The sequence below is a fragment of the Klebsiella ornithinolytica NBRC 105727 = ATCC 31898 genome, assembly GCF_001598295.1.
Classification (GTDB): Bacteria; Pseudomonadota; Gammaproteobacteria; order Enterobacterales; family Enterobacteriaceae; genus Klebsiella; species Klebsiella ornithinolytica.
In genome coordinates this window covers 878,056-891,364 of sequence record NZ_BCYR01000001.1, presented here as the reverse complement: position 1 = coordinate 891,364, position 13,309 = coordinate 878,056, and the positions used below count along the sequence as shown (strand labels likewise).

General features: G+C 55.9%; 15 protein-coding genes. 12 read left to right on the top strand and 3 right to left on the bottom strand.

Annotated elements, in window-relative coordinates:
• Positions 1-18: 18 nt before the first annotated feature.
• From rseA to acpS, 10 genes are all read left to right on the top strand, one after another.
• Positions 19-669 carry an anti-sigma-E factor RseA gene (gene rseA / locus ROR01S_RS03930; protein WP_004866460.1) on the top strand — a complete coding sequence of 217 codons (651 nt, stop codon included), beginning with the start codon at positions 19-21 and terminating at the stop codon, positions 667-669.
• A complete protein-coding gene (rseB, locus tag ROR01S_RS03925) occupies positions 669-1,625 on the top strand; it encodes a sigma-E factor regulatory protein RseB (RefSeq protein ID WP_004866458.1) in 957 nt (318 codons plus the stop codon). The genes rseA and rseB overlap by 1 nt, the downstream gene beginning before the upstream one ends.
• Complete coding sequence (gene rseC / locus ROR01S_RS03920; protein WP_004866456.1) at positions 1,622-2,101, top strand: SoxR-reducing system protein RseC; 480 nt, start codon at positions 1,622-1,624, stop codon at positions 2,099-2,101. Before rseB ends, rseC begins: the two co-directional genes overlap by 4 nt.
• A 187-nt stretch (positions 2,102-2,288) precedes the next feature.
• Positions 2,289-4,088, top strand: coding sequence for a translation elongation factor 4 (gene lepA / locus ROR01S_RS03915; RefSeq protein ID WP_004866454.1), 1,800 nt, complete (start codon positions 2,289-2,291; stop codon positions 4,086-4,088).
• A 16-nt stretch (positions 4,089-4,104) separates the two neighbouring features.
• Positions 4,105-5,079, top strand: a complete 975-nt coding sequence (gene lepB, locus ROR01S_RS03910) for a signal peptidase I (protein ID WP_044351455.1) — start codon at positions 4,105-4,107, stop codon at positions 5,077-5,079.
• 295 nt (positions 5,080-5,374) lie between these two features.
• Entirely contained in the window at positions 5,375-6,055 is a 681-nt protein-coding gene (gene rnc / locus ROR01S_RS03905; protein ID WP_004866451.1) for a ribonuclease III, read from the top strand.
• Positions 6,052-6,957, top strand: a complete 906-nt coding sequence (era, locus tag ROR01S_RS03900; protein ID WP_004866448.1) for a GTPase Era — start codon at positions 6,052-6,054, stop codon at positions 6,955-6,957. The genes rnc and era overlap by 4 nt, the downstream gene beginning before the upstream one ends.
• 131 nt (positions 6,958-7,088) lie before the next feature.
• Positions 7,089-7,832, top strand: a complete 744-nt coding sequence (gene recO, locus ROR01S_RS03895) for a DNA repair protein RecO (RefSeq protein ID WP_032686559.1) — start codon at positions 7,089-7,091, stop codon at positions 7,830-7,832.
• An 8-nt stretch (positions 7,833-7,840) separates the two neighbouring features.
• Positions 7,841-8,572 (top strand): pyridoxine 5'-phosphate synthase, encoded by a 732-nt coding sequence (gene pdxJ, locus ROR01S_RS03890; RefSeq protein ID WP_004866444.1) that lies wholly within the window; start codon positions 7,841-7,843, stop codon positions 8,570-8,572.
• Complete coding sequence (gene acpS / locus ROR01S_RS03885) at positions 8,572-8,952, top strand: holo-ACP synthase (RefSeq protein WP_004866442.1); 381 nt, start codon at positions 8,572-8,574, stop codon at positions 8,950-8,952. Before pdxJ ends, acpS begins: the two co-directional genes overlap by 1 nt.
• Before the next feature lie 18 nt (positions 8,953-8,970).
• On the opposite strand, the gene ROR01S_RS03880 is transcribed toward acpS, so the two are convergent.
• Positions 8,971-9,231: a YfhL family 4Fe-4S dicluster ferredoxin gene (locus tag ROR01S_RS03880; RefSeq protein ID WP_004866440.1), complete on the bottom strand. Its 261-nt coding sequence runs from the start codon at positions 9,229-9,231 to the stop codon at positions 8,971-8,973.
• A gap of 56 nt (positions 9,232-9,287) precedes the next feature.
• Complete coding sequence (locus tag ROR01S_RS03875) at positions 9,288-10,136, bottom strand: MurR/RpiR family transcriptional regulator (protein ID WP_004866439.1); 849 nt, start codon at positions 10,134-10,136, stop codon at positions 9,288-9,290.
• 218 nt (positions 10,137-10,354) lie between these two features.
• Here ROR01S_RS03875 and yfhb point away from each other — a divergent pair, with 218 nt between their 5' ends.
• Both yfhb and tadA read left to right on the top strand, forming a co-directional pair.
• Entirely contained in the window at positions 10,355-10,990 is a 636-nt protein-coding gene (yfhb, locus tag ROR01S_RS03870; protein WP_015583692.1) for a phosphatidylglycerophosphatase C, read from the top strand.
• Positions 10,991-11,049: 59 nt separating this feature from the next.
• Positions 11,050-11,556 (top strand): tRNA adenosine(34) deaminase TadA, encoded by a 507-nt coding sequence (tadA, locus tag ROR01S_RS03865; RefSeq protein ID WP_004866434.1) that lies wholly within the window; start codon positions 11,050-11,052, stop codon positions 11,554-11,556.
• On the opposite strand, the gene mltF is transcribed toward tadA, so the two are convergent.
• Complete coding sequence (gene mltF, locus ROR01S_RS03860) at positions 11,553-13,121, bottom strand: membrane-bound lytic murein transglycosylase MltF (protein WP_072071431.1); 1,569 nt, start codon at positions 13,119-13,121, stop codon at positions 11,553-11,555. The two genes, tadA and mltF, sit on opposite strands and share 4 nt — an antisense overlap.
• Positions 13,122-13,309 lie beyond the last annotated feature (188 nt).

Genomic DNA, 13,309 nt, shown 5'->3' with positions numbered 1-13,309 from the left:
CTGAAAAGGGTATCAGGCATGCAGAAAGAAAAACTTTCGGCCTTAATGGATGGTGAAACGCTGGATAACGAGCTGCTCAATGAGCTGAGCCGTTCTTCTGAAATGCAAAAGACCTGGGAGAGCTACCATCTCATCCGCGATTCGCTGCGAGGCGATACCGCTGAGATGCTCCATTTTGATATCTCAGCCCGCGTTATGGCCGCCATTGAGAACGAGCCCGTTCGTCAGGCGGTGCCGCTTATTCCTGAATCTCAGCCAGCACCACATCAGTGGCGTCAGATGCCTTTCTGGCAGAAAGTCCGCCCGTGGGCCAGTTCTCTGACTCAGATGGGGGTTGCGGCATGCGTTTCGCTTGCTGTTATCGTCGGCGTCCAGCAGTATAATGGGCATAGCGAATCTGCTCAGCAGCCCGAAGCGCCTGTTTTCAACACCATGCCGATGATGGGTAAAGCCAGCCCGGTAAGCCTCGGCGTTCCGGCTGATGCTTCCGCAGGGAGCGGCCAGCAGGCTCAGGTGCAAGAACAGCGCCGCCGTATTAATGCTATGCTGCAGGACTATGAATTGCAGCGTCGCCTGCACGCAGAACAGCTTCAGTTTGGTCAGGCCCAGACTCAGCAAGCCGCTGTTCAGGTGCCAGGCTATCAAACTTTAGGAACGCAATCGCAGTAATGAAGCAACTTTGGTGTGCCATGTCGCTCATGGCAGGCAGCCTGTTCTTCTCTGTCAACGCCTCGGCTGATACATCGTCCGGGGCGTTGTTGCAGCAAATGAACCTGGCCAGCCAGTCCCTTAACTATGAGCTGTCTTTCGTCAGCATCAACAAACAGGGCGTTGAGTCGCTGCGTTATCGTCACGCGCGGCTGAACAATCAACCTCTTGCCCAGCTTTTACAACTCGATGGCCCACGCCGGGAAGTTGTACTGCGCGGCAATGAAATCAGCTATTTTGAGCCGGGGCTCGATCCGTTCACGCTGAACGGCGACTATATCGTCGATTCGTTACCCTCGCTGGCCTACACCGATTTTAAGCGACTGGCTGCCTACTACGACTTTATCTCCGTTGGGCGAACCCGTATTGCCGACAGGCTTTGCGAAGTGATTCGCGTCGTCGCGCGGGACGGTACGCGCTATAGCTATATCGTCTGGCTGGATGCGGAAACCAAACTGCCCATGCGCGTCGATTTGCTTGACCGCGACGGGGAAACGCTGGAGCAGTTCCGGGTCGTATCCTTTAACGTTGGCGACAAGGTCAGCAGCAGCATGGAAACCTTAGCGAAAGCAAGCCTGCCGCCTCAGCTGTCGGTGCCGGAAGGGGGCGATAAAGCCAACTTTAACTGGGCGCCGACCTGGCTACCGCAGGGCGTTTCCGAAGTCTCCAGCAGCCAGCGCCGTCTGCCGACCTTTGATGGTCCGGTTGAGTCCCGCCTTTACTCTGATGGGCTGTTTAGCTTCTCGATTAACGTGAATCGCGCATCGGCAAACAGCAGCGATCAGCTGTTGCGTACCGGGCGTCGTACCGTGAGCACGACGGTACGTGATAACGCCGAGATAACCGTGGTTGGCGAGCTGCCGCCGCAGACGGCTAAACGCATCTCCGACAGCATCAAATTCAGGGCTGTGCAATGATTAAAGAGTGGGCCACGGTCGTCTCCTGGCATAATGGAATGGCGCAAGTACACTGTGATGTTAAAGCCTCGTGCAGCAGCTGCGCCTCGCGCGCCGGCTGCGGTAGCCGGGTGCTGAACAAGCTGGGGCCGCAAACCAGCCACACGATCAGCGTTCCCAGCGAACAGCCGCTGTCCGCCGGGCAAAAAGTCGAGCTGGGGATTGCCGAAAGCAGCCTGCTGGGCTCGGCGGTTTTAGTCTATATGGCGCCGCTGGTTGGGCTGTTTGCAATGGCGTCTGTTTTTCAGGTCTTGTTTGCAAATGATTTCGCTTCGCTGTGTGGTGCGCTACTCGGCGGCGTCGGTGGATTTCTGGTGGCGCGCGGGCTTTCGCCCGGATTAGCCGCTCGCCAGTCGTGGCAGCCCGTTATTATTAGCGTTGGCCTGCCGCCAGATTTGGTGCGTGTAGAGACTCCCTCTTCAGAACCAGGCCAGTGAATCCACTGGCCTTTATTTTTGATTTATTACCCCCGCCAGAACACATCATTTGCTACGGTTATGCTGCTGGTAAGAGCATTTCCTGGTTTCGCGGATGTAGTGTAGAATGCGGCGTTTTCGGATTAAAAAACGTCAGGCACAGAACAGCGGCCTCATGATACGCGTAAGGCATAATTAACTCTAAAATATGAAGAATATACGTAACTTTTCAATCATCGCTCATATCGACCACGGTAAATCGACGTTGTCTGACCGTATCATCCAGATTTGCGGTGGCCTTTCCGATCGTGAAATGGAAGCCCAGGTACTGGACTCCATGGATCTTGAACGTGAGCGTGGCATCACCATTAAGGCGCAAAGCGTCACCCTGGATTACAAGGCGACCAACGGCGAAACCTACCAGCTGAACTTCATCGATACCCCGGGGCACGTCGACTTCTCTTATGAGGTGTCACGTTCGCTCGCCGCATGTGAAGGTGCGCTGCTGGTGGTCGATGCGGGTCAGGGAGTGGAAGCTCAGACGCTGGCCAACTGCTATACCGCCATGGAAATGGATCTGGAAGTGGTGCCGGTTCTCAACAAAATCGACCTGCCTGCTGCCGATCCGGAGCGCGTAGCCGATGAAATCGAAGACATCGTCGGTATCGATGCGGCCGATGCGGTGCGCTGCTCGGCGAAAACCGGCGTCGGCGTTCCCGATGTTCTGGAACGTCTGGTGCGTGATATCCCACCGCCGGAAGGCGATGCGGATGCCCCGCTGCAGGCGCTGATCATCGACTCCTGGTTTGATAACTATCTTGGCGTTGTGTCGCTGGTGCGTATCAAGAACGGCACGATGCGCAAAGGCGACAAAATCAAAGTCATGAGCACCGGTCAGGTCTATAACGCCGATCGCCTGGGTATCTTCACGCCAAAACAGGTTGACCGTACCGAGCTGAAATGCGGCGAGGTAGGCTGGCTGGTGTGTGCCATTAAAGATATCCTCGGCGCGCCGGTTGGCGATACCCTGACGACGTCACGTAACCCGGCGGACAAGGCTCTGCCAGGCTTTAAGAAAGTGAAACCGCAGGTGTACGCCGGTCTGTTCCCGGTGAGCTCCGATGATTATGAAGCCTTCCGTGATGCGCTTGGCAAACTGAGCCTGAACGATGCCTCTCTGTTCTATGAGCCGGAAAGTTCAACGGCGCTGGGCTTCGGCTTCCGCTGTGGCTTCCTCGGCCTGCTGCACATGGAGATCATCCAGGAGCGTCTGGAACGCGAATACGACCTGGATCTGATTACCACCGCGCCGACGGTTGTCTACGAAGTGGAAACCACGTCGAAAGAGGTCATCTATGTCGATAGCCCGTCCAAGCTGCCGCCGCTGAATAACATTCAGGAGCTGCGTGAGCCGATCGCGGAATGTCATATGCTGCTGCCGCAAGAGTTCCTCGGCAACGTCATCACGCTGTGTATTGAGAAGCGTGGCGTGCAGACCAACATGGTTTATCACGGTAAACAAGTTGCGCTGACCTATGAAATTCCGATGGCGGAAGTGGTTCTCGATTTCTTTGACCGTCTGAAGTCCACCTCCCGTGGCTACGCGTCGCTGGATTACAACTTCAAACGCTTCCAGGCATCCAACATGGTGCGCGTGGACGTGCTGATCAACGGCGAGCGTGTTGATGCGCTGGCGCTGATCACCCACAACGATAACGCGCCGTACCGCGGTCGTGAGCTGGTGGAGAAGATGAAAGAGCTGATCCCACGCCAGCAGTTCGATATCGCGATTCAGGCGGCTATCGGCAACCACATTATTGCCCGTTCGACCGTCAAACAGCTGCGTAAAAACGTACTGGCGAAATGCTACGGCGGCGACGTCAGCCGTAAGAAAAAGCTGCTGCAGAAGCAGAAAGACGGTAAGAAACGTATGAAGCAAGTGGGTAACGTTGAGCTGCCGCAGGAAGCGTTCCTCGCCATTCTGCACGTCGGTAAAGACGGAAAATAACCATTAAGGAGTTGGCATGGCGAACATGTTTGCCCTGATCCTGGTGATTGCAACCGTGATCACGGGGCTTTTGTGGTGCCTGGATAAATTCATCTTTGCACCAAAACGTCGTGAACGTCAGGCCGCTGCTCAGGCAGCGACCGGTGATAGCCTCGACAAGCAAACGTTGAAGAAAGTCGGCCCGAAACCGGGCTGGCTGGAAACGGGAGCCTCGGTATTTCCGGTGCTGGCGATCGTCCTGGTGGTGCGCTCATTTATTTATGAGCCGTTTCAAATCCCGTCAGGTTCGATGATGCCAACGCTGCTGATCGGCGATTTTATTCTGGTCGAGAAGTTTGCCTACGGCATCAAAGATCCGATCTACCAGAAAACGCTGATCGAAACCGGTCATCCGAAACGTGGCGATATCGTGGTGTTCAAATACCCGGAAGATCCGCGTCTGGACTACATTAAGCGGGCTGTTGGCTTACCGGGCGATAAGATCACCTACGATCCGGTGGCAAAACAGGTCACTATCCAGCCGGGCTGCAGCTCCGGTCAGGCATGTGGTAATGCACTGCCGGTGACTTACTCCAACGTTGAGCCCAGCGATTTCGTCCAGACGTTCTCGCGTCAGAACGGTGGGGAAGCGACCAGCGGTTTCTGGCAGTTGCCGAAAGGCGAAAGCAAGGCTGACGGTATTCGTCTGACCGAGCGCAAAGAGACGCTGGGTGAGGTGACTCACCGCATTCTGACCGTGCCGATTGCTCAGGATCAGGTTGGAATGTACTACCGCCAGTCCGGCCTGCCGTTGGCCACCTGGATTGTGCCGCCGGGTCATTACTTCATGATGGGTGACAACCGCGATAACAGCGCTGACAGCCGTTACTGGGGCTTTGTGCCAGAGGCCAATCTGGTGGGTAAAGCCACGGCGATCTGGATGAGCTTCGAAAAACAGGAAGGTGAATGGCCGACCGGCGTGCGTTTATCGCGTATCGGTAGCATTCATTAATTTCCCTGCCTTATTCACGCTGCCGCTGCAATATTGGCAGCGTGAATTATTTAATATTTAAATCTATTCAAACTAACGACATCCCTTGTCGTTGCGTATAGAATATCCCCCCGAAGTTTTGGTTGTCTCTCGTAAGAGTGACACTGCACACGAAACCGCGTTGGTTGATTTTACTCTGAATAATTTGGGTTGCAGAAAGGCGGCAGGCAAGCGCACAGGCAATCTGAATGGGGACAGGGCTGCCCAGGTCGGTTTCGTGTGCTGCATTTTTGACGCATTCATTTATTGGTAACGCATGAACCCCATCGTAATTAATCGGCTTCAACGGAAGCTGGGCTACACTTTTCATCATCAGGAGCTGTTGCAACAGGCATTAACTCACCGCAGTGCCAGCAGCAAACACAATGAGCGCCTGGAATTTTTAGGTGACTCAATTTTGAGTTTTGTGATCGCGAATGCGCTCTATCATCGTTTCCCTCGGGTGGACGAAGGCGATATGAGCCGCATGCGCGCAACGCTGGTACGAGGCAACACGCTGGCGGAGATCGCCCGCGAGTTTGAACTGGGTGAGTGTCTGCGCCTTGGCCCGGGTGAGTTGAAAAGCGGCGGCTTCCGTCGCGAGTCTATTCTGGCAGATACCGTTGAAGCGTTGATTGGCGGGGTATTCCTCGACAGCGATATCCAGAACGTTGAGCGCCTGATTCTCACCTGGTACCAAACTCGTCTGGACGAAATCAGTCCTGGCGATAAGCAAAAAGATCCAAAGACCCGTTTGCAGGAGTACCTGCAAGGTCGCCACCTGCCGCTGCCTTCCTATCTGGTAGTGCAGGTGCGCGGTGAAGCACACGATCAGGAATTTACTATCCACTGCCAGGTCAGTGGCCTGAGTGAACCGGTGGTAGGCACAGGTTCCAGCCGTCGCAAGGCGGAGCAGGCTGCCGCCGAACAGGCGCTGAAAAAGCTGGAGCTGGAATGAGCATCGATAAAAGTTATTGTGGGTTTGTCGCCATCGTTGGCCGCCCGAACGTGGGTAAATCCACGCTGTTGAACAAACTGCTTGGGCAGAAGATTTCGATCACTTCCCGTAAAGCGCAGACCACCCGTCACCGCATTGTCGGCATCCATACCGAAGGACCGTATCAGGCAATTTATGTTGATACCCCGGGCCTGCATATGGAAGAGAAACGGGCGATCAACCGCCTGATGAACAAAGCGGCGAGCAGTTCCATTGGCGACGTTGAACTGGTGATTTTCGTTGTCGAAGGCACGCGCTGGACGGCCGATGACGAAATGGTGCTGGGCAAATTACGTGATGCCAGAGCGCCGGTGATTCTGGCGGTCAATAAAGTAGATAACGTGCAGGAGAAGGCCGATCTGCTGCCGCACCTGCAGTTCCTGGCGAGCCAGATGAACTTCCTCGATATCGTGCCAATTTCTGCGGAAACAGGGATGAATGTCGATACCATCGCCGGGATCGTACGCAAACATCTGCCGGAAGCGATTCATCACTTCCCGGAAGATTATATTACCGACCGCTCACAGCGTTTTATGGCCTCTGAAATCATCCGTGAAAAGCTGATGCGTTTTCTTGGTGCCGAGCTGCCGTATTCGGTGACGGTTGAGATCGAGCGTTTCCAGACCAACGAACGCGGCGGTTATGATATTAACGGCCTGATTCTGGTTGAGCGTGAAGGTCAGAAGAAGATGGTCATTGGCAACAAAGGCGCCAAAATCAAAACCATCGGTATTGAAGCGCGTAAAGACATGCAGGATATGTTCGAAGCGCCGGTTCACCTCGAACTGTGGGTGAAGGTCAAATCCGGCTGGGCCGACGACGAGCGCGCGCTGCGCAGCCTCGGCTACGTTGACGATCTCTGAGTTTGATACACCATGGCTTTCGTGGTGCAGGCAGGCGGCAAGACCGTGAGTCCCCGGGAGCTTACTTTAGTCAGTGATTCGGCTGAAAGGGTGCGGCCAACGCACCTGCAACCTGAAAGACGACGAGTATGATGGAAGGCTGGCAGCGCGCTTTCGTTCTGCATAGTCGTCCCTGGAGCGAAACCAGCCTGATGCTGGACGTCTTCACGGAAGAGTCGGGTCGCGTGCGCCTGGTAGCAAAAGGCGCACGTTCCAGACGCTCCAACCTCAAAGGCGCCCTCCAGCCTTTTACCCCCTTACTCCTGCGCTTTGGCGGGCGTGGCGAAGTGAAAACGCTTCGCAGCGCCGAAGCCGTTTCATTGGCGCTTCCGCTCAGCGGCATCACGCTTTACAGCGGTCTGTATGTCAATGAGCTGCTTTCCCGCGTGCTCGAACATGAAACGCGCTTCTCCGAACTCTTTTTCGATTATCTGCACTGTCTGCAGGCGTTGGCTGGCGCAAGCGGTACACCAGAGCCGGCGTTGCGCCGCTTTGAACTGGCGCTGCTGGGACACCTGGGCTATGGCGTTGACTTTCTCCACTGTGCCGGCAGCGGCGAAGCGGTGGATGACACCATGACCTATCGCTACCGTGAAGAAAAAGGTTTTATTGCCAGCGTGGTTATTGATAACAACACCTTTACCGGGCACCATTTGAAGGCGCTGGCTAACCGTGAGTTCCCGGATAGCGACGCGCTACGTGCCGCAAAGCGCTTTACCCGTATCGCCCTGAAACCGTATCTTGGCGGTAAACCGCTAAAGAGCCGGGAGCTGTTTCGCCAGTTTATGCCCGCCCGCGCGGCGCGAGCAGCAGATAAAACGAATAACGATCAATGAGGATTGTCATGGCTGAATTACTGTTAGGGGTCAATATTGACCATATTGCGACACTGCGTAACGCTCGCGGCACGGCCTATCCGGATCCGGTGCAGGCGGCCTTTATCGCCGAGCAGGCTGGCGCCGACGGCATTACCGTGCACCTGCGCGAAGACCGCCGTCACATTACCGACCGCGATGTGCGTATCCTGCGCCAGACGCTGGATACCCGAATGAACCTGGAGATGGCGGTCACCGAAGAGATGCTGACCATCGCCTGTGAGACCAAACCGCACTTCTGCTGTCTGGTTCCGGAAAAACGTCAGGAAGTGACGACGGAAGGCGGTCTGGATGTGGCGGGTCAGCGCGACAAAATGCGCGATGCCTGCACGCGCCTTGCCGATGCCGGTATTCTGGTCTCGCTGTTCATCGATGCCGATGTTGAGCAAATTAAGGCTGCGGCGGACGTCGGCGCGCCGTATATCGAAATCCATACCGGTTGCTATGCGGATGCCGAAACCGACGCCCGGCAGGCCGCAGAGCTTGAGCGTATCGCCACGGCGGCCGCCTATGCCGCGAGCCTGGGCCTCAAGGTTAATGCCGGTCACGGCCTGACCTACCATAACGTGCAGGCGATCGCCCGTATTCCGGAGATGCATGAGCTGAACATTGGTCATGCGATCATCGGTCGTGCGGTGATGAGCGGCCTGAAAGAAGCGGTTGCCGAGATGAAACGCCTGATGCAGGAAGCTCGCGCGTAATGGCTATTCTGGGGCTGGGTACCGATATTGTTGAAATTGCCCGTATTGAAGCGGTGATCGCCCGCAGCGGCGATCGTCTCGCCCGGCGCGTGCTCAGCGACAACGAGTGGGCGATATGGGCACAGCACCAGCAGCCGGTTCGTTTTCTGGCAAAGCGTTTTGCGGTGAAAGAGGCGGCGGCGAAAGCCCTGGGGACCGGTATCCGTAACGGTCTGGCTTTTAATCAGTTTGAGGTTTACAACGACGAACTGGGCAAGCCTAAGCTACGGCTGTGGGGCGAAGCGAAGAATCTGGCGGAGCGTCTGGGCGTCAGAAGCATTCACGTGACGCTGGCCGATGAGCGCCATTACGCTTGTGCAACGGTTATCGTGGAGAGTTAGCGCCCGCTGTCCGCGGTATCAGATTTTGTCCGCGTGATGCATTAGCACGAACTTGTCCCACAGCTGCTCTTCATTTTCAACGTGTGCCGGGTCTTTCAGAATCGTATTCGGGATCGGGCACACTTTCTGGCAGGTGGGCGTTTCATAGTGGCCCACGCATTCCGTGCAGCGGTCGCTGTTAATTTCATAAATGCTGTCACCCATCGAAATGGCCTCGTTAGGGCATTCCGGTTCGCACATATCGCAGTTGATGCATTTTTTGGTGATTAACAGCGCCATCGGGAAATTCTCAGAAACAACACAAACAGGGCGGGCATTATACGCCCATTTTCTGTTCACACCAGTTTTTTCACCAGCGCTTCGCTGTGCCGGATACGGTCCGGCGCATGTTCAAGATCCTGTTGAACCAGCGCCATAAACAGCAGATCGGTGAGCATCATCTGCGCGCTGGTGGAGGAGATCGCCGCGCTGCGGGTCGCCTGCTCTTCGGCGATAGTATACAGGCACTGCGTGGCCTGCTGTTGCAGGGCGTTGGGGGTGAAGCCAGTGATCGCCAGGATCCGACAGCCCACGCGCAGCGCTTCTCCGGCGGCCATATTGATTTCACGACGTTCGCCAGAGTAGGAGATAGCTAACAGCAGGTCGTCTGACGACATGGCCTGTACGGTGGCGAGCAGGGCATGCATATCCTGTTCGGAAACCGCATTAATGCCGATCTTCATTAGCTTCCAGCTAAAATTGCGCGCCACCAGGCCGGATGCGCCAATACCGGTAATAATCACCCGGCGCGCATTCCGCAGCAGCGCCACGGCTTCCAGCAGCTTCTCTTCGCTGTTCACATCCAGCGAGGCGTGCATGGCGGCCACGTTATCCTTAATCAGTTTCTCGCCGACCAGACGCAGCGGATCGTCGCCGCGGATCTGATTATGGACCGGCACCGACTGAGGATCGGGTGCACTGGCCAGCGCTTCGCTGAGCGCCAGCTTTAGCGCCGGGAAACCCTTAAACCCCATCTTCTGCGCGAATTTCACGACGCTGGACTGGCTGACGCCTGCCTCACCTGCCAGCTGTTGCGAACTGAGGTGGCGGGTCTGGTCCGGCTGAGCCAGAATAAAGTCTGCCAGCTTCTTATCGCTTGCTGCCAGCGACGGGTAGCGCTGGCGGATGCGGATTAAACAGTTCATCGGTTTTCCTCAGGACAACTTTCGCCCTCTGCTGAAAGAATTTTGTATTCGATTATAAGAGGATTGCGGCGAATTAAAAATTCTACCGCTGAGATTTATTCACGGCGGAGGAACTGCCTCAACGCAGGCTTAACGTCAGCGGATGTTTTCTCTGTTTATGGCACAAGACTGTTAAGCTAGCGGTATCAGAGACAAAATTCGATAAAAAGAGGTCAGGTTTGAAGAGCAGCACGCAGCGAGTGGTTTTTTTTGATCTCGATGGAACGTTGCATCAACAGGATATGTTCGGCAGCTTCTTACGGTACGTCTTGCGTCACCAGCCCCTGAACCTGCTGCTGGTTGTACCGCTGTTGCCGGTGATCCTGGCAGGACTGGCGGTAAATGGCCGGGCGGCGCGCTGGCCGATGAGCCTGCTGCTGTGGGCATCGACGTTCGGACGCAGTGAGCGCGCGCTAAAGCGGCTTGAGGCCGACTTTGTCCGCTGGTTTCGCCAGCGCGTGACGGCTTTTCCGGTGGTGCAGGCCCGGCTGTCGGACTACCTGACCCGGCACGATGCTGACGTCTGGCTGATTACCGGATCGCCGCAATCGCTGGTGGAACAGGTCTACGGGGATACTGCCTGGCTGCCCAGGGTGAACATCATCGCCAGTCGGATGGAACGTCGCTGCGGAGGCTGGGGACTGTCGCTACGCTGTCTGGGCCATGAAAAGGTGGTGCAACTGGAGCAGAAGATCGGTGCGCCGCTGCAGCTGTACAGCGGCTATAGCGATAGCGAACAGGATAATCCGCTGCTTCATTTTTGCCAGCATCGCTGGCGGGTCACCCCGCAGGGCGATCTCCACCAGTTAGAATAGTGTGCAATGTCTGTCGGCCATGTATAATGCGGCCCGCTTTTTCCGCAGGAGTGCCCGTTTTGTCTGACCATGAACTGAACGATGAATACTGGATGCGTCACGCCCTGACGCTGGCTAAACGCGCCTGGGAAGAGGGCGAAGTGCCGGTCGGCGCCGTGCTGGTGTACAACAATCAGGTTATCGGCGAAGGGTGGAACCGGCCTATCGGGCGTCACGATCCTACGGCGCATGCCGAAATTATGGCGCTGCGTCAGGGGGGACTGGTCCTGCAAAACTATCGCCTGATTGACGCGACGCTGTATGTCACGCTTGAACCCTGTGTGATGTGCGCGGGTGCGATGGTGCATAGCCGGATTTCACGGCTGGTATTTGGTGCCCGGGATGCAAAAACCGGCGCGGCCGGCTCGCTAATTGATGTTCTGCACCATCCGGGTATGAATCATCGGGTGGAGATCAGCGAGGGGATTCTGGCAGAGTCGTGCTCAGGTATGCTCAGCGACTTTTTCCGCTGGCGGCGGGAAGAGAAAAAAGCCTTAAAAAAGGCGCGTCGGGTCGAAGACGCTTAGTGTCCCAATCCGGGAATCTTCAGCCTGGCGTTGTCGACTAACGATTCCGCGCGAAACTGGAAAAAGGGGAGCGCCCGCTGTTCTTTATCCAGTTCATCCGGCATCACCGCCGGATAGTCCCCGGCCAGCGCCAGCCGCTGTTCATCCTTTCTCTCTTTCTCCGACAGGTAGCCCACCAGGCTGATGTGGTATTTGCGGATGTTCTCGACGTAGGCGTATGCCTCGTGACCGCGCGCGTAGCCATATTTCAGCCGGCTGTAATAAGGTTTCTGACTGAGCAGCGGCAGGCGCTGCTTGACGTCCGCCCAGCTGTCGGGATTGCCTTTCTGTTTTTTGGTCAGTGAGATAGCGTCCAGAATATGGGCGTATCCCATATTGTAAGCCGCCAGCGCAAACCAGATTCGTTCATCTTTGGGGACCGAGTCCGGGATTTTATTCATCATATCCTGCAAGTAGCGCATACCGCCGCTGAGGCTCTGCTCCGCATCGGTACGATCGGTTAATCCCAGGCTCTGCGCGGTATTGCGGGTCAGCATCATCATGCCGCGCACCCCGGTGGGCGAAGTAGCCTGCGGATCCCAGTGCGACTCCTGCCATGAAATGGCCGCCAGCAGGCGCCAGTCGATCTGGCGCGCGTATTTCTCAAACATCGGCTGTAGGTCCGGCAGAATATTATCGACGGCGCGCAGGAACGTCCGGGTGTCGACATAATCGAAATCGTTGCCGTGTCCAAGGTATTTTTCTTCCAGCCGCGCCAGGGTGCCGTCTTCATTCATATTGTTGAAGAAATCCAGCATCGCCGCCGAAAGCGAGTTGTCCTCGCTCCTGGCGCTAAACCAGGTCACCGGCTGTTCATCGCTGATATCCAGAGCGACCGCCAGTTCCGGATGCACGCGCTGGAACAGACTAATGGCCACCGAATCCGCAATGGTGTAAGCCACTTCGCCATCGATAACCGCCTGCATCAGCGCTGTCGTCCCGCGCTTTTCATCCACGCGCCAGCCGAGATCCGGGTATTTATTTCCTTTTAGTGTCTGCAGGTCGTTAATGGCGACGTGGCCCGGGGCAATCACCAGCTGTTCCGCCGTGAGGTTGGCGAGGCTGCGTGGGCGCGTGTTGCCCACCCGGTAGACCAGCTGTTGCGACACCGAATAGTAGCCCGGCCCGGCCTGATAGTTTTTGACCCGTTCTGAGTTGTAGACCAGTCCGGCAGCTAACATATCGGCATTACCGTTATCAAGGTCATCAAACAGCTGACTGATATTCTGGCGGACGGTCACTTTCAGCTTGACGCCGAGGTAATCGGCAAACTGTTCCGCCAGCTCGTAATCCAGTCCGTAGGTTTTGTTATTGATGGTCGCGAAGGTGAGCGGCGAATTGATGGTACTGATGCGCAGCTCGCCGCGCGCCATAATTCCGGCGACACGGTTCTCCGGCTTTCCTGACCACGGGATCGACGGCCACAGGGCGGCCGCCAGCAATAAGGTCACAATGCCGATGAGCAGATAATTAATCTTTAATTTTTTCAGAGAGTTAATCTTCTGCAGCTCTGTGTTCCTCAGCAGGCTATTAGCGAATAAAGTTAAAAGAGAGTCCTCGAATGAGCGGCATTTTGCTTAAGAATGCGTCAGTTGGCAACTTATTCGCGAGGAAGGTCACATTAATTGATAAACCAGGGGAATGATTTTATTTCCACGCAAACGGTTTCGTCGAGGCTCAGGATTCACTATAATGGCGCCCGTTTCCCCCCTGG